This window comes from Micromonospora sp. SCSIO 07396, from assembly GCF_053667945.1.
The window spans coordinates 5,165,164-5,181,542 of sequence record NZ_CM132210.1 but is presented as its reverse complement, the minus strand read 5'-3'; the positions used below and the strand labels follow the sequence as shown (position 1 = coordinate 5,181,542).

At 70.1% G+C, this 16,379-nt stretch carries 15 protein-coding genes; 6 read left to right on the top strand and 9 right to left on the bottom strand.

What is annotated here, in order from left to right:
* Positions 1-21: 21 nt before the first annotated feature.
* A complete protein-coding gene (locus ACWCHM_RS22245; RefSeq protein WP_454219674.1) occupies positions 22-3,084 on the bottom strand; it encodes a DUF3427 domain-containing protein in 3,063 nt (1,020 codons plus the stop codon).
* A 211-nt stretch (positions 3,085-3,295) separates the two neighbouring features.
* Here ACWCHM_RS22245 and ACWCHM_RS22240 point away from each other — a divergent pair, with 211 nt between their 5' ends.
* Positions 3,296-4,429 carry a hypothetical protein gene (locus tag ACWCHM_RS22240; protein WP_454219673.1) on the top strand — a complete coding sequence of 378 codons (1,134 nt, stop codon included), beginning with the start codon at positions 3,296-3,298 and terminating at the stop codon, positions 4,427-4,429.
* 140 nt (positions 4,430-4,569) lie between these two features.
* Here the strand turns inward: ACWCHM_RS22240 and ACWCHM_RS22235 are convergent, their stop codons facing one another.
* Complete coding sequence (locus ACWCHM_RS22235) at positions 4,570-5,418, bottom strand: inositol monophosphatase family protein (protein WP_422753184.1); 849 nt, start codon at positions 5,416-5,418, stop codon at positions 4,570-4,572.
* On the bottom strand, positions 5,415-6,236 hold the full coding sequence (locus ACWCHM_RS22230; protein WP_454219672.1) for a DUF5919 domain-containing protein: 822 nt from the start codon (positions 6,234-6,236) through the stop codon (positions 5,415-5,417). Before ACWCHM_RS22230 ends, ACWCHM_RS22235 begins: the two co-directional genes overlap by 4 nt.
* 339 nt (positions 6,237-6,575) lie before the next feature.
* Between ACWCHM_RS22230 and ACWCHM_RS22225 the strand changes: the two genes are divergently transcribed.
* Positions 6,576-6,854, top strand: coding sequence for a hypothetical protein (locus ACWCHM_RS22225; protein ID WP_454219671.1), 279 nt, complete (start codon positions 6,576-6,578; stop codon positions 6,852-6,854).
* Positions 6,851-7,810, top strand: coding sequence for an FAD-binding oxidoreductase (locus ACWCHM_RS22220; RefSeq protein WP_454219669.1), 960 nt, complete (start codon positions 6,851-6,853; stop codon positions 7,808-7,810). The genes ACWCHM_RS22225 and ACWCHM_RS22220 overlap by 4 nt, the downstream gene beginning before the upstream one ends.
* 30 nt (positions 7,811-7,840) lie before the next feature.
* On the opposite strand, the gene ACWCHM_RS22215 is transcribed toward ACWCHM_RS22220, so the two are convergent.
* Entirely contained in the window at positions 7,841-8,311 is a 471-nt protein-coding gene (locus ACWCHM_RS22215; protein WP_281900209.1) for a macro domain-containing protein, read from the bottom strand.
* Between the two features lie 104 nt (positions 8,312-8,415).
* Between ACWCHM_RS22215 and ACWCHM_RS22210 the strand changes: the two genes are divergently transcribed.
* Positions 8,416-9,744: an AAA family ATPase gene (locus ACWCHM_RS22210; protein ID WP_454219667.1), complete on the top strand. Its 1,329-nt coding sequence runs from the start codon at positions 8,416-8,418 to the stop codon at positions 9,742-9,744.
* Positions 9,745-9,777: 33 nt separating this feature from the next.
* A complete protein-coding gene (locus tag ACWCHM_RS22205; RefSeq protein WP_454219665.1) occupies positions 9,778-10,152 on the top strand; it encodes a globin in 375 nt (124 codons plus the stop codon).
* A 6-nt stretch (positions 10,153-10,158) separates the two neighbouring features.
* Here the strand turns inward: ACWCHM_RS22205 and ACWCHM_RS22200 are convergent, their stop codons facing one another.
* The 4 genes from ACWCHM_RS22200 to ACWCHM_RS22185 form a co-directional block, all read right to left on the bottom strand.
* Positions 10,159-11,037 (bottom strand): cellulose binding domain-containing protein, encoded by an 879-nt coding sequence (locus ACWCHM_RS22200; protein ID WP_281900205.1) that lies wholly within the window; start codon positions 11,035-11,037, stop codon positions 10,159-10,161.
* A 210-nt stretch (positions 11,038-11,247) separates the two neighbouring features.
* Positions 11,248-12,099 carry an aldo/keto reductase gene (locus ACWCHM_RS22195; RefSeq protein ID WP_204956613.1) on the bottom strand — a complete coding sequence of 284 codons (852 nt, stop codon included), beginning with the start codon at positions 12,097-12,099 and terminating at the stop codon, positions 11,248-11,250.
* Positions 12,100-12,168: 69 nt separating this feature from the next.
* Positions 12,169-13,368, bottom strand: a complete 1,200-nt coding sequence (locus ACWCHM_RS22190; RefSeq protein WP_204956614.1) for an endonuclease — start codon at positions 13,366-13,368, stop codon at positions 12,169-12,171.
* 64 nt (positions 13,369-13,432) lie between these two features.
* A complete protein-coding gene (locus ACWCHM_RS22185) occupies positions 13,433-13,654 on the bottom strand; it encodes a TM2 domain-containing protein (protein WP_454219664.1) in 222 nt (73 codons plus the stop codon).
* A 146-nt stretch (positions 13,655-13,800) separates the two neighbouring features.
* Here ACWCHM_RS22185 and ACWCHM_RS22180 point away from each other — a divergent pair, with 146 nt between their 5' ends.
* Positions 13,801-15,000 (top strand): hypothetical protein, encoded by a 1,200-nt coding sequence (locus tag ACWCHM_RS22180; RefSeq protein ID WP_204956616.1) that lies wholly within the window; start codon positions 13,801-13,803, stop codon positions 14,998-15,000.
* Here the strand turns inward: ACWCHM_RS22180 and ACWCHM_RS22175 are convergent.
* Positions 14,934-16,367 carry an amino acid permease gene (locus ACWCHM_RS22175; protein ID WP_421489236.1) on the bottom strand — a complete coding sequence of 478 codons (1,434 nt, stop codon included), beginning with the start codon at positions 16,365-16,367 and terminating at the stop codon, positions 14,934-14,936. The genes ACWCHM_RS22180 and ACWCHM_RS22175 overlap by 67 nt on opposite strands.
* Positions 16,368-16,379: the final 12 nt, after the last annotated feature.

The following is a 16,379-nucleotide window of genomic DNA, read 5'->3' as shown; positions in this document are numbered from 1 at the left end:
CAGAATTGCTGTCATCGCCCCTCAGGCGGCGATGGTGCGGGCCGCCGCGTACAGGTCGGCGGGCAGCGGGGTCGCCAACTCCCAGACGACCCGCATCGGCCGTTCCCCGCTGTGCTGCCGGTAGGTCATCGGGCCGGCGTACAGGTAGGCCGGTGCGCCGAGGTCCCGATCCGGCACCCGGGTCTCCCGCACGAACAGGTGCACCGTCGAACCCCGTGCCGCGTGGTGGACGTACCGCTGACCGGTAGGGGACGACTCCGAGGTGGTGCTCTGCGACTCCCACTGGAACAGCCGCTCGGTGATCGCCCGGTCGGCGTACATCGTGGTGGGGGAGTAGTGCTGCTCCGACTTGACCAGGGTGACGAAGAACAGGTCCGCCTGCTCAGCCTCCAACCACTTCACCCCTTCCCGCAACGATCCGGGGTTGGTCATGCCGAACGCCGCGCACGCCTCGTTGCGGCTGTACCGGGCGTGCACCCGCAGCACGCCGACCGGCGCGGTGACCCGGTGGATGCGCTCCCGCAGCACCTCGGCGACCTGACGCAACTCGGCGCAGCGGGCCGGCTCCGCCCACAGCCACTTGAGCCGTTCCTCCCGGGCGGTCAGCGGCACCTGCGGCCCCCACAGGTCGAAGTGCAGCATGTTCCACAGCCGCCCGTCCGGCGGCGGTGAACCGGCGGCGACCCGGGCCAGCAGGTCGAGCCGGTCGACGTCGTCCAGGTGCAGCATCCGGCCGATGGCCCGGCCCAACTCGCGGTCGGCCGGGCCGGGTGCGGAGGTGTCGAGGCCGGCGAGCCGCCGCAGCCCGGTCCATCCGCCGGCCGACGCCGACCGGTAGACGTCCTCGATCTCCAGGCCGGTCTCCCGCAGGAATTCGGCGAGGCTCACGTCACCGAGCTGCCGCAGCTCGGCCACCAGGCCCTTCTTGGACGTGGGCAGCGCGGTGCGCAGGTTGTCGAGCACGATCTCCTTGGCGACCCGGTCGAGCTGCACGTGGCAGCCGCTGGGTAGCGACGGGAAGTCCTGCTCGACGGCGGCTCTGACGGCTCGGCGGCTGACCCCGGTCAGCGCCCGCCACCGCAGGTCGAACCGGAAGTTGGCGTGCTGCCCGCCGATGAAGTCGAGCACGGTCAGGCACGGCTTGTCGTCGTCGAGGCGCAGCCCACGGCCCAACTGCTGGAGGAAGATGGTGGCGCTCTCGGTGGGCCGCAGCATCAGAATCGTGTCGACCATCGGCAGGTCGACACCCTCGTTGAACAGGTCGACGGTGAACAGCACCCGCAGCGTCCCGGCCCGGAACTCCCGCAGCAGCCGGTCGCGCTCCGCCCGGTCGACCCGCGAGGTCACCGCCGCCGACGGTACGCCGTGTCTGGTGAACCAGTCCGCCATGAACTCGGCGTGCCCGATGCCCACGCAGAACCCGAGCGCCCGCATCCGATCGGTGTCCACGGTGTCCCGTACGGCCCGGAGGATGATTCGCGCCCGTGCGTCGTCACCGGTGTAGACGTCGTCGAGATCCGCCAGGTCGTACCCCTGGCCGCGCCGCCAGCGCAGGTGCGACAGATCCGTGTCGTCGTGCACCCCGAAGTATTGGAACGGCGCGAGCAGTTGCCGCTCCAACGCGTCCCACAGGTGCAGCTCCACGGCCGCGCGGCCGTCGAACCACCGCCGCACGTCGCCGCCGTCGGCCCGGTCGGGCGTCGCGGTGAGCCCCAGCAGTACGCGCGGCGCGAGCCGCTCCAACAACCGGGCGTACGTCGGCGCTTCCGCGTGGTGGAACTCGTCGACGATCACCATGTCGTACGCCTGCGGGTCGATCTCCCGCCGGTGCAGCGACTGGACGGAGGCGAAGACGTGCGTCCAGTGCGTCGGCACCTGGCCGGCCACCAGGGTCTCGCCGAAGCTGCCGTTCCCCATGACCTGCCGGAACGTCGACAGGCTCTGCCGCAGGATCTGCTCCTGGTGGGCGACGAACAGCAACGAGTCGACGGTTTTGTTTCTGTGTAGCCGCCGGTAGTCCAGCGCCGCCACCACCGTCTTGCCGGTGCCGGTCGCCATCACCACCAGGTTGCGGTGCCGGCCGTGCACCTGCCGTTCGGCGTCCAGGTCGGCCAGGATCTCCGCCTGGTACGGGTACGGCCGCACGTCCAGGTTGGCGATCTGCGTCGGTTCGTCGGTGCGGCGTTCCCCGGTCAACGCCCGCCGCAACCGGTCGGCGTCCCTACCCGGGTCGTAGGTCTCGAACGCCGGGTCGTTCCAGTAGTCCTCGAACGTGGCGGTGAACGTGTCGATGACGTGCGGCTGCTCGACGTTCGAGATCCGGACGTTCCACTCCACCCCGTCGACCAGCGCGGTCTTCGACAGGTTGCTCGACCCGACGTACGCGGTGGTCAGCCCGTGGCGGCGGCGGAACAGCCACGCCTTGGCGTGTAGTCGGGTGGTCCTGGTCTCATAGGAGACCTTGATGTCGGCCCCGAGCTCGGCGAGCCGGTCGAGGGCGCGTTGGTCGGTCGCGCCCAGGTAGGTGGTGGTGATGACGCGGAGTTTGCCGCCGCGCTGGATCAGCTCCCGAATCGCCGGTTCGACGATGCGCAGGCCGTACCACTTGATGAACGCGCAGAGCAGGTCGACGCGCTGCGCCGAGGCCATCTCGTGGTTGACCTCGTGGCCGATGCGCGGCTGGTGCTTGCCGTTGACCAGCAGTGCGCCGGTGGAGAGCGGGGTGGTGGGGCGCTGCGGGAAGGTCGGCTGCGCCGGGGGCGTGGGTGGGGCGGCGATGGCGTGCAGGAGGTTTCTGGCGTCGGCGATCTGGTCGTGCTGGTCGGTCGCGGCGGGGCTGAGGGTGGCGATGGCCTCGGCGATCCGGTTGGTCAGCTCGACCTGGTGGCGGAGCTTGTCGTCGCCGTTGGGAACGGCTTGCAGAGCACGGCTGATCAGGGCGGCGAGGTGGCGGGTGAGGGGGTGGTGGGCGTCGGCGGGGTCCAGGGGATGGTGCTGGACGTGAGCCGGGTCGAGATGGTGGAGTTGGGTGGCGAGTTGGCCTGTGATCAGGTGGTCGTAGATGCCCGACTCAGGCTCTTTCATGAGGGTGGAGGTTAGCGTGCCCAGGCTCGATACGCGACATGACGAGTTGGATGCACTCGATCATGCTTCGATCGTCGGTAACTTCGGGGTCTTGTGGAGCAAGTAACGCGACTAGATTTGTTGGTAGAAGGTCTGCGTGCGAATGGTTCAATCGACTCGTCCTGTACTTGATTATGAGATAGCGCGAGCATCATTCTGTTTGTGATTATGGATGGTTGAGTTGACGGTCACATTTCATGCCGCTCTGCTGTTGGGTAGTGACGATACGTTCGGTGATCGGCCGGACGTGATCTTCGATCAAGAAGGTTCAGTTGATGGGTGGAACTATCGAGTAACTGTCGGTGCTATTTCGGCGCGAGTTCGAGAACACGTGACGTCAACCCCAGCGCTTTTTGATGCGCTCTTGTCTGGGGTGTTTGCCACTGGGCCTCGCCCTTGGGTGAATGCGCAAGACCCATTCGCGGCAAGAGACCAGCTCATTGCTGACGCGGCTGCCAATCATGCGCTTGCAGCTCCGTGGGATGACAACGAAAGAGCTTTTACCTCCATTGAGGTATGGAGGTCAGTTGAAGTTGATTTAGATCCGTTGCGGAGCGCCTATCGCTATTGCTGGTACGATCTGAACTCGGCTGAACGGGTGCTATCTGATCATTATTCAGGCGGCGTCGAGGTGGCCCAATTTTTGCTTGGGGCGCTTTTGGCTGAGATGGGTGGTGACTTGCTGTTTCATCGTTGGAAGGGTAGTTTGCGGTGGCTGGAGTATGACCGTGATCGACCATGCGCTGTTCCAACGTTCGGCATGGGGGCAGTGGCTGTTGTGCGTAGGTCTGACTCGACTTCGCTCGTTGAAAGGATGCAGGGACTGCTGCTGCCGTCTTCAGTTTCCAGGGATATCAGAGATAAGCTTGCCACTGTTGGTCGGTGGCATTCGTTGGCTGCAGCGGAAGAAGATTCGTTTCGAAGGTTTCTGTGGCAATTTGCAGGTATTGAAGTTATTTCTAAAGCGATTGCCAAGGCTGGTCGACCAGACCTGCTTCGAGCGTTGTCTATTGTGGGGGCGCCAGGCGATCAAGAAATTCCTGTCCATGAGCTTATTTGGCCATCGAGGGATGACGGGCGCGACCCGGATCGAAATTTGGTTTTCAGCTTCTGTGCGATGGTGATAGTGCTGGCACCCCATCGCGCTGCTCAGGACGTGGCTTCGTTCAGAAAGATCGTACGCTATCGCAATCAAATACACGGAGGAGTGTTAGACCCGAACGATCCTCCTTCGCGCGGCATTAGCGCGCTTTGGGAATACTATAGCCCACTTGCGGCGCAGTTCCTTTCAGTTCGGGCAAGGTAGTTCGGGTGGCTGGATGTGGGCGGTTCTGGCGCTTTTGCCGCTGGCGACTACCGTAGCCTTCGAGCTGCTTTTAGTCGTGATTTGTCAGTAGGGTATCGCTGGCGAAAAGGAGCTGATCTTCGTTTGCCCGGCGGCGGACGTCACTTTTGCCGTCGTGCAAACGTGACGGCGTTCCCGGGTGACGGGACCGACGACCAGTCACCCGGACAGGCTGCACCAACCAGCGTCAGCATATGTTCGGCTAAACTGGGAGTGAGGCCGAGGGTTACCGAGGATCGAGGGCAGTGATTGCTTCCGTCGCGGTCGACGACGATGGCACCCGCTTCCCGGGCGATCGCTGTTCCGCCCGTCATGTCCCACGGATGGTTGGACAGGGTAAGTGCCGCGTCGATCCGGCCTTCGGCCAGCCAGGCCAGGTCCAGCGCGGCGGTCCCGGTCATCCGCACCCGCTGCACCGCCTCGGCCAGCCGTGCCGTCAAAGCGAGACGCGCCTGGTTCTTGACGGCTGCGTCCGACCCCACGGCATAGTCACCGATTGCCACCACTGCGTCGCTCAGCCTGCTGGTGTCGCTTACCCGGATGGCTTTCCCGTCGACTGTCGCGCCGTCGCCACGGGCGGCGACGTACCGGTTCCTCAGAAACGGCACCTCTATGACGCCGAGGACTGCGTCATCCCCGTGCAACAGCCCCAGCGACACCGCGCACAGCGGAATGCCGCGTACGAAGTTGGCCGTCCCGTCGATCGGGTCGAGCACCCACTGCATCTCGCCGGTGCCCTGGACCCCGTCTTCCTCGCCGAGGAAGCCGATTTCCGGAGTGGCGGCCTGGAGGAAGGCACGAACTTCCCGCTCGATCTCGTAGTCGAGCTGCGACGCGAAGTCCCTCTCACCTTTGGCGGTGAGGGCGCCGGGGGAGCGGTGCCGCATCATCTCGGCTGCCCGTGCCACTGCCTCCTCCGCCACCGGAAGCAGGTGTCGGTAGTCGCTCACAACCGCCGCCCGCGCTGCCACTGCGCCTCGAAGAACTGCTCGAAGATCGGATACAGGCAGGCCCGGTCCTCCTGGCGTCTGACGACGAACGTCGGGGAATCGACCCCTCGACTCACCGGCAAATACGGCTGCGCGACACAGAGGTCATCTGCCAGGACCACGTTGAAACGGAGCGTGTCGTCGTAGACGGCCAACTCCAGGCGGTCACGTAGCCCTTCCGGCAGCCGCTCCCGGACCCGCATCAACGTCTCGATGTTCAGCTTGGTCAGGCCGGAGAGCTGACCTGGCGAGAAGCCTTCCTCTGCCTCGCGTGCCTGGACGGCCGACCCTGCGGGGTCGAGGAACAGGCAGCGGGCCCGTCCACCTGAGTCGAGAAGGTTACGCCACTGGCTGTCGGCGAAGCCCTGAGCAAGCAGGTTGAGCGAGAGTCCGACAGCGCGAACCGCCTTCGCGCCGCCCAAAAGATGGTCGGGTGAGATCCGGGCGGAGAACTCTGATCGGCTGGAAAAGACGGCGACGAGGTCACCGAGTTGTGTCGCGTCGCTGACCGGCACGTCAGGCGTGTCGGTGGGGAATGGTGTTTCGGCTCGCAGTGCGGCCGTGAAGCGGTCCCGCGCCTCCGCCGGAGCTTTGCCCAGCGTGGTGTCGAGGGCAGATTGCATCTCAGGGCGTGGAGTGACGCCAGCTCCGCCGGCTTCCCACTTGGACACCGTCCGCTCGGCCACGCCGAGGTGTGACGCGAAGTCGCGGATGCTCATACGGAGGGCATGGCGGAGGGTCCTACTCTCCTGACCGCTCCATCGCTGCACGGTCGCCATGGTGCCGCCTCAGCTCATGTCGAGTTAGGTCAACGTGCACTGTATCGGCAGTTGGTGCAGCGCGGTGACCGCGCAGGTGCAGTCCGTGGTCATGTCGTCGGCGGAACCGTCTGACCAGGGTTGATGCATGGCCCGGGGCGGGTGCCGGGCTCCGGGGACGTGTCGATCCGAACGACGCGCCCTCGTCCCCGCCCGCCCCGGCGCCCGTCACCCTCCCGCCGACGTACAGGGGTCGCAGACACCATGAACGCCGCCGCAACAGACCTCCCCGTCCCCGCCACTCACGAACAGGGGAGAGAGCACACTCCGCACCCGCGTGCGCAGGTCACAACCGGGGTCGTGACGCCGGAGGAGATCGTCCACCGGTGGTTGCGGCTGGTGACGGCGGACGCGGAGCTGTCGCCGTACCTCGTCGGGGTGGATCGGGTCCGGCTGGCCGCGCACCTCACGGCGAGCGTGACCGCCGCGCTCGCCGGGGAGCCGGCGGACGCCTGGGGTGGGCTCGGCCTGTCCGAGGAGCAGCATCGGCGCATCGGTGACTACCTGGTCGGGGTGTGCTGGGCGGCCGACCTGCCCGAAGGGCGGATCGCCCGGGTGCGGCGGGCGGTGGCCCGGTGAGGGAGGCCGACGAGTTGCGGTCGGCGCTGCCGGATCGGCTCGCCGCCCACGATGCCGAGCTGCTGATCGCCACGCTCCGCCGGCTCGCCACCGACCCGGAGCCGGCGGCGCAGGCGGTGACGCTGACCGTGCTGGGCCATGCCTTCCGCCGGTTCGCGTTGCTGCCGCATGCCGCGCTGATCAGCGCGCTGGCCGGTGCTGACGTGCCGGTGGAGTTGCTGCGGCAGGCGGCGGGGCGGGCCGACGACGATCCGCCGTGGCGGCCCGCCCAGGTGCTCGCCCGCGACATCCCCGGCGACCACATCGCCGTCCTGACGGTACGGCCGTGGCGGCGGCTGCGCTACCGGCCAGGCCAGGCCGTCGCCGTCAGCACGGCGCGCAATCCCGGTCGGTGGCGCTGGTATTCCCCCGCCAACGCGCCCCGCCCCGAGGGCACCGTCGAGCTGCACGTTCGTGCCATCCCCGCAGGCAGCGTCTCGGTCAGCCTCGCCCACGAGATGAACCCCGGTGACGTGGTCTGGCTCGGGCCGCCCCGCGACACCGGCCAGCACCTACGCGACGGTGACCTGCTGCTGGTGGCCGGCGGCACCGGTCTGGCTCCGCTGCGCGCCCTGGTCGAGCAGGTCGCCGCCGCCCCCGACGGCCGCCGGGTCACCCTGGTCGTCGGTGCCCGCACCTTCTTCGACCTCTACGACCCGATCGTCCTCGACAAGCTCCAGTGCGCCCACGACTGGCTGACCATCGTGCCCGTCTTCTCCGACGACCCCGAGGCGCACCCGACCGAGCAGGGCGACGCGCTCACCACCGCGCTGCGCCACCACCAACCCCACCAGCAGGTGTACGTCTGCGGCCCGCCCGCGATGCTCGACGACGCACGCCGCTGGCTGCCCCTGGCCGGGGTGCCTGTGGATCGTCTCCACCTGCCCGATCCGGCAGCCCCGCAGGCTCCGTGGTGAGGCAGGAGAGCAGGTCCGCCGGGCGTAGGCTCAGGACCGGGCAACAGCGCCGGCCGGGGGGAACAGCAGCACCCGCACGTCGGGCAGGTCGGCGAACGCCTGTGTGATCATCGGCTCGACCACGGTCCAGTCGAGGCCGCCGGCGCCGCAGCCGAGCGCGGGCACCGCCACCGAACGGATCTGCCGCTCCCGGACGACCCGGGCGAGGTCGGTCAGGCCCGACCGGATGTCGGGCAGCTTCGAACTGGCCCGCCAGTGCCCCTTGGTGGGGAAGTTGATGACATAGCGGTGCCTGCCGGACCGGCCGGAGTCGACCACGAACATCCTGCCCAGCCGCACCTCGCCCGCCACGCAGGCGGCCCGGTAGGCGGCGTAGTTGGCGGGGTGGGCGTGCTTGAACTGGAGGGCGATCCCCTTGCCCATCACCCCCACCGTGTTGACGGCGTTGACGAGCGCTTCGGCATCGGCGGTGAGCAGGTCACCGTCGCTCAAGATGATCATTTGGCGTCCTTTCCTGGTAGCGCTGTCGTACCAGGAAGGTGTGACTACGACGTCCTGTCGGCGCGGGCCGGTAGGGTGCCGGGAACGCTGGGGAGGAGAGGCCGATGCTCGGGCTTGAGGTGCCGCCCGCCGTCGAGGCGGAACGGGTCGTCGCGGCCGTCCTTGCCGACCTGCGCTCGGGCGACCATCGGGGCGTGGTGGTCGACTCCCCGCCCGGGGCCGGCAAGTCGACCCTGGTGGTGCGGGCCGCCGCCGAGCTGGCCGCCGCCGGTGAGCCGCTGATGATCGTGGCGCAGACCAACGAGCAGGTCGACGACCTGATCGACCGGCTCGCCACTAAGGCCCCCGAGCTGCGCATCGGCCGGTTGTCGGCGACCGACTACCGGCCGTCGGAGCGGGTCCGGGGGCACGACACGGTCCGGGTCGCGTCGAAGGTCGCCGACCTGGGCGATCCGGCCGTCACCATCGGTACGGCGGCGAAGTGGGCCACGGTCACCGACGGCCGGTGGCCGTGGGCGATCGTCGACGAGGCGTACCAGATGCGCTCGGACGCCCTGCTGCGGGTGGCCGGGCGGTTCGAGCGGGCGCTGTTCGTGGGTGATCCCGGGCAGCTCGACCCGTTCTCCACCGTCGAGACGCTGCGCTGGACGGGCCTGAGCTGGGATCCGATGCAGGCGGCGGTGGCGGTGCTGCTGCGGCACAACCCGGACCTGCCGGTGCACCGGCTGCCGGTGTCCTGGCGGTTGCCGGCGTCGGCGGCCCCGGTGGTCGCGGCGGCGTTCTACCCGTTCACCGGGTTCCGCGCCGGCACCGGCCCGGCCGACCGGGCGTTGACGCTGACCCGGCCGGGGCCGGGCGACGCGCTCGACGCGGCGGTGGAGTTGGCCGCCGGCGTCGGCTGGGCGTTGCACGAGCTGCCGGCCCGGCACACCCTGCGTACCGATGCGGAGGCCGCCGCGGCGTGCGCCGCGCTCGCCCTGCGGGTGCTGACCCGGGGCGCGGTCGCGGTCTCCGAGCACGCCCCGGCGGGCGTGCCGGTGACCGCCGATCGGATCGCCGTCGGCGCGGCGCACCGCGACCAGGTCGCCGCGATCCGCGCCCACCTCGGCCCGGCCGGGGCGGACGTCACGGTGGACACCGCCAACCGGCTCCAGGGCCGGGAGTACGACGTGACGATCGTGCTGCACCCGCTGTCCGGCCGGCGGGACGCGACGAACTTCCACCTGGAGTCGGGCCGGCTCTGTGTGCTGACCTCCCGGCACCGGCACGCCTGCATCGTGGTGGCCCGCGCCGGCATCGGTGAGCTGCTGGACGCCCATCCGTCGACGGAGTCGGTGCACCTGGACGTGCCGGTGAAGTTCCCCGACGGCTGGGCCGCCAACCAGACCACCATGACGTTCCTGGCCGGGCACCGTCTGACGACGGGACGGTGAACTGCGGGTACGCGACGATCCGTACTGAGGGGTGTGCGGACGACGGAACTGGTCACCTGCCCCCGGAGCGCGTTCGACTGGCTCGGGCCGGCCGGGGTGCGCGCGGTGGTGATCCGCTGGCTGCGCCTGGTCGCGGCGGACGCCGAGCTGGCGCCGTACCTGATCGGGCTGGACCGGCCCCGGCTGGCCGGCCGGCTGACCGCCCAACTGGCCTCGGCCCTGGGCGGCCCGGCCTCCGGCGGTGGCGGTGGGCGGGCGGCCGCAGGGGCGTGGCGGCGGCTCGGGCTGACCGACGAGCAGCACTGGCGGGTGCTGGACTACCTGGCGGCCGTGCTCTGCGGCCTGGGCCTGCCGGTCGCCACGATCGTCGCGGCCCAGCGCGCCGTCGCCGGGGAGGCCCACGCCTGACGGCGGTCAGCCCCAGTTGTCGCCGTACTCGCGGACCCCGTCGACGTCGAGGGTGATCCGGCTGTTGGCGGTCCACGCGCCGGTGGCCGCCTGCCAGCTCGGGTCGTCGCGTTCGTCGATCGTGGTCCAGTTGGGCCGGTGCAGCCGGAGCTGGATCGGCCCGGAGGACGCGCCGGGGGCCAGCACGCCGGTGTCGAAGGTCAGCTCCACCCAGCCGGGGAAGGGGGTGCCGGGCACCGGGTAGACGGTCGGCGTCGGGCTGGGGCCGGGCGGCGGCGCGGGCGGCGGGAAGTACTGGAGGGTACGCCGGATGTGGTCGCAGCCGAGCGTCGCCCAGTCGCACTCGGTGGTCAGGGAGGCGTTGCCGTTCTCGAAACGCAGGTGGTAGCGGACCCGCACGGTGGTCAGGTCCAGCGGTCGGCCGCCGGTGTTGGTGATGTTGATCCGGAACTGGGCCTGGTTGTCGGTGGGTGCCCAGTCGAGGTTGAGGTAGTCGACCTTCGCCCGCCCGTACGCGGTGCGCACGGTGGTGACCGCCGAGGTGTCGGAGTAGCCGCCGAGGGCGTACGCCTGCAGCGCGATCCGGTAGTCGGTGCCGGGGGCCAGGTCGGTCAGGGTGACGGCGTTGGTCTGCGTGCTGCCCAGGCCCCGGTAGGCGTTCGGCCCGATCGGCGAACGTACGTCGTAGGTGATCGGGCCGCCCGGCTCGCCCTTCCACGTCGACGGGGTCCAGGTCAGGCTGAGCCGGTGCGGGTCGTTGGCGACCACCACGGGTGCGCCGGGGGTGGTCAGCGCCGGGGTATCGTCGGCGCGGGCGACGCCTACCGCGAGCAGGCTCACCAGCGCGGCGAGGGTGGCGGTGGCGGTGAGGGGGCGGGCACGCATGCCCCGGATGCTACGGACATGTATGCACGTTCATCAATGACTGGACTGATGATTCGGTTGCGTCATCAGCTCGACAGCGTCCACCCCACCCACACCGGCCCCGGTCCTGCGGAACCGGTCGGCACCGCCGAGAAGCGGAGCCGCCGGGGCGGGGACCCGTGCAGTCGGGTCCCGCCCCGGTGGGTCGCGCCGCGCGGCGGCCGGTGCCGCTCAGGCGGGGATGTAGTCGAACTCGTCCGGGTTCGGGCCGGTCCGTCCGGCCTCGCCCTTGTCCAGCCCGCTGATCCGCTCCATCGCCGTGTCGTCCAGGGTGAAGTCGAAGATCTGGAAGTTCTCCTCGATCCGCTTCGGGGTGGTCGACTTCGGGAAGACGATGTCGCCGCGCTGCACGTGCCAGCGCAGCACCACCTGGGCGGGGGTACGGCCCACCTGCTCGGCGACGTCCACGATCGTCGGATCGTCGAGCACCCTGCCCTGGGCGATCGGGGACCACGCCTCGGTGAGGATGTTGTGCTTGCTGCCGTACGCGCGCACCTGCTCGTTGGTGAGGTAGGGGTGCACCTCGATCTGGTTGACCGCCGGCACCACGTCGGCCTCGGCGGCCAGCCGCTCCAGGTGCGGCACCTGGAAGTTCGACACCCCGATCGAGCGGGCCCGGCCGTCGCGCTGGAACTCCTCAAGCGTCTTCCAGGTGGAGACGAAGTCGCCGTCGTAGCGGGTGGGCAGCGGCCAGTGGATGAGGAACAGGTCGACGTAGTCCGTCTTCAGCGCGGACAGCGTCGACTCGAACGCCCTGCGGGCCTCCTCGGGGCGGTGGAAGCCGTTGTTGAGCTTGCTGGTCACGAAGACCTCGCCCCGGTCCAGCCCGGAGGCGCGGACGGCCTCGCCGACCCCGGCCTCGTTGCCGTACATCTGGGCGGTGTCGATGTGCCGGTAGCCGATCTCCAGCGCCCGGCCGACGGCCTCGGCGGTGTCCTTCGGCTCGATCTGGTAGACCCCGAAGCCGAGCTGCGGGATGGTGTTGCCGTCGTTGAGACTGATGTCGGGAACGGTATTCGCCATACCGGGTGTCTACCCGGTCGGGCCGCGTCCTCACGGCCCGACCGGGGTGATCTGTGACAACCGGCCCGTTCAGCCCCAGATCGCGGTGGCCCACTCCGGGTGGTCGACGAACGGGTTGCGGTTGCCCTGCCAGCGCTCGTAGATGCGCTGGTTGCGGCGCTGCTCGAAGGCATCGGGCGGGTCCTGGCGGTGCCACTGGAGCAGCACCGACAGCCGGCCCAGGTAGGGCGCGGAACCGTTGGTGACCGAGTTGTTCATCTCCAGGTTCGGCCAGCCGTCGTCACCCTCGTACCGGATCGCCATATACATGATCATGCGGGCGACGTCGCCCTTGACCGCGTTGCGGGGCTCGAACGAGTCGGCGTCGCTGTAGCTGCCCGGGGCCTCGGCGACCGCGCTGCCGCCGGTGTCGAAGTCCTTGTTGCCCCGGGTGGAGTTGACCGTCACGTCCTCGGGGCGCAGGTGGTGCACGTCGGTGCCCGGCCCGGTGGCGGTGCCGAAGTCGCCGTGCGACTTGGCCCAGACGTGCTCCCGGTTCCAGTCGTTGGCCCCGCCGCCGTTGCTGCTCTTGCTCTGCGAGCGTCCGCTGTAGAGCAGGATCACGTTGTTGGCGTTCGCCGGGTCCTGGTCGGTGTCCTTCAACGCCTCCCACGCCTGGTCGTAGCTGAGTTTGGTCTGGGTCTTGATGATCGTGTGCAGGGACGCGCGCAGCGCGCTGCCGGTCTTGCCCATCGCGTTCGCGTAGTACGTCGAGTCGTACGGCCCGGTGGAGCCGGTCGGCCCGGGGGTGGGGGAGGCGGTGGCGGTGGGCGTCGGCGTGCTGCTGCCGCCGCCGAGGCTCATCGCGGTCGGGCTCTTCAACCCGCCGTGGCTGAAGTACGCGGTCAGCGTCCCGGTGGCGGTGACCTGCCGGCCGCGCAGCGACGGGTTGGTCAGCAGCCCGAACGTGCTGCGGTAGTCGGCGGTGACCTGGACGTAGAGCATCCGGCTGGTGCCGGTCTCGGTGGCGGTGTCGGCCAGGGCGATGGCGGTGTCGGCGGTGTAGCCGGAGGTGAGCACCGTGTTGGTGGCGGTCGGCTGGCCGATGACGTACCCGGTGACGGTGGCGGTCCGGCCGTCCTGGGTGGCGAGGGCCTGCGCCACGGTCGACGTGGCCGCCGCCGACGCCGACGTCGCGGCCACCGCCACCGGGACCGCCAGGGTGACGGCGGCGGTGAGCACGGTGACCAGCCGCCCGGTTCGCGGGCGGATGCTGCTCTTCATATCCATGCCCGGCGATGTTATCGGCCGCAACCCGCCCGGCGGGAGGTCGCCGAGGTGAATTCCCGCCGCTTCACTTGATCAGCGGCTGGCCCTGCTTGTCGCGGAACGCGCCGACCAGGATCAGGATCAGATCGATGAACGCCCAGATACCGAACCCGCCGATGGTGATCAACTGGAGCACGCCGGTGCCGACCTTGCCGGTGTAGAACCGGTGCGCGCCGAGCACGCCGATGAAGAAGCAGAGCAGCAGGGTGACGACCCAGGACTTCTGAGTGGTGACAGGAGCGGTCACTGCGGTCCTTTCTCGGGTGGAGACAGCCGCGGGAGCGTATCCACCGACCAGGTGCCGCACAAGATTGAGACCAGCGGCCCTGTCCGGACGGACGAGCCTCCCCGCAGGGGAACCGTGGCCGCCCGGACGGCGTCTGAGCATCCATGATGCCCCTCCCGGCCGGTCACGCTCCGCGATCGGGCCGCCGGCTCGCCGCCGCCGGCGTCGGGCTCGCCGCCCTGGCCGTGCCGCTCTGGGCGGTCGGCATGACCGTATGGCAACCACTCACCGAACCGGTCGGCCCGTGGTCGGAGCGGCTCCCCGAGGCGTCCACCTACTGGGCCCGTGACCTGCGTTTCCTGGCGCTGCTGGCGGCCGTTTGCGGGTTGGTGTTGGCCGGTGCGGGCCGACGCTCCTGGCTGACGCCGGCCGTGCTGCTCGGCGGCGGCGCACTGGCCGCCGACGTCGCCGTCGACCGGGCCGACCCCACCGGCCCCGGCGCGACGGTGGCACTCGTCGTCGCCGGCTGGCTGGCCGTCGGCATCACCGTCGCGTCCGCCGTACGCCGGGACGGCGCGACCGGTGTGGACGGTCCCCGCCGGGCGGGCGGGACCGGCCCGTCAGACGCGCCCGGCGGAGCGGGCCTGGCCGGCGCGGCAGCAGTTGCCCGGCCGGACCGGACCGTCGGTCCGGCAGACCCGCACCGGCCGGTCGGCGTGGCCGGCCGGGACCGGGCCGTCCTGGCCGGGGTGGCCGCCGTCGCGGCGGTGCTGGCGCTGACCGCCGTGCTGACCCGGTCACCGACCGGCCGGGAACCGGCATTCGATCCGGCAGCCCTGGTCACTGCCCTGCTGTTGCTGGCGGTGACCGTCACCGGGGCGGCGGCCGCCGCCCCCGCCCGGGGTCGACGTCGGCTCACGGCGGCGACGGGTGTGGCCGTGACCGGGGGGATCGGCCTGCCGCTGGTCCGGCTCGTCGGACCGGCCGACCGGCTGGTGCCGGCGGCGCTGCTCGGCGCGGCACTGCTGCTGGGGGTGACGCTGCTGACCCGGCCCGCCCTGCCGGCACGACGCTATCCGCTGCTCGTGCCGGTGGCCCTGCTCGCCCCGCTCGCGCTGTGGCACGTCGCGTCGCTGGTCAGCGCGGCCCTCTCACCCGGTGCGCCGTTGACCGCGCTGGCCGGCAACAGCCCGGTCGGCGGCGGCGACCCGGACGTGCTCCCCGCGCTGGCCGGCCTGGTCGCCGGTCTCGGCACCGCGCTGGTGCTGGCCCGGACGGCAGGCGTCCCGGGGCGGCCCGGTCACCGCCCGGCACCACCGGCCGGTGGGTCGGCACGGCCGGCCAACGCGGAGCGCCGGTACCCGTAGCAGGCGTAGATCAGCCCGCCGAGCAGGAACCAGACGGCGAACCGCAGCCACGTGACGTGGTCGAGGAAGCTGATCAGCCAGACCGAGAAGACCACCCCGAGCGCCGGCACCACCGGCATCCCGGGCAACCGGAACGTCCGCGGGGCGTCCGGGCTGCGGTAGCGCAGCACGATCACCGCGACGCAGACCACCACGAAGGCGAGCAGGATACCGATGTTGGTCAGCTCGGCGGCCTGCCGGATCGGCAGGAAGCCGGCGATCACCGCCGAGGCCACGCCGACGATCCAGGTGACCCGGGTGGGTACCCGGCGCACCGGGTGCACCTTGGCGAACCAGGCCGGCAGCAGACCGTCGCGGCTCATCGAGAACCACACCCGGGTCACCCCGAGCATGAAGGTGAACATCACCGTCAGGATGCCGATGATCGCCCCGACGGCGATGACGCTGGCCAGGCCCGAGAGCCCCACCGAGGCGAACGCGGAGGAGAAGCCGCTCTCCGGGTCGATGTCCCGGTAGTTCTGCATCCCGGTGAGCACCAGCGTGGCCAGCACGTACAGCACCATCGAGATGACCAGCGACCAGACGATCGCCTTCGGCATGTGCCGGCGGGCGTCGCGGGACTCCTCGGCGGCGGTGCTCATCGCGTCGTAGCCGAAGACGGCGAAGAAGACCGTGGCCGCGCCGGTGAACGCCCCGCCCAGCCCGAACGGGAAGAACGGCGAGTAGTTGGCGGTGCGGACGTGGAAGAAGCCGACCACGATGACCAGCAGCACCACGGCCACCTTCACCCCGACCACTACCGTCTCGAACCGGGCGGCGGTCCGGATGCCCAACGTCAGCAGGAAGGCGATCAGCAGGCAGAGCAGCACGGCGAACAGGTCCACCACGTGCCCGTCGCCGGTGCCCGGGGCGCCCAGCATCCAGGCCGGCAGGTCGACGCCGAGCTGCCCGACGAGGAAGCCGAAGTAGCCGGAGATGCCGATCGCCACCACCGCCACGATCGCGGTGTACTCCAGCAGCAGGTCCCAGCCGATGAACCAGCCGACCGCCTCGCCGAGCACCGCGTAGCCGTAGGTGTAGGCCGAGCCGGCCTTGGGGATCATGCCGGCGAACTCGGCGTACGACAGCGCCGCCGCCGCGCTGGCCAGCCCCGCGATCAGGAACGACACCAGCACGGCCGGCCCGGCGGTCTCGTTGGCGACCGCCCCGGCCAGGGCGAAGATGCCGGCGCCGATGATGCCGCCGACGCCGATCGCGGTGAGCTGCCACAGCCCCAGCGAGCGGGACAACCCCTGGTCGGAGTCGTCGGCGATCTCCTCGACCGGCTTACGGCGGAAGATCCCACCGCGGTCGACCGTGGCGGCCATCGTCGTCCCCTT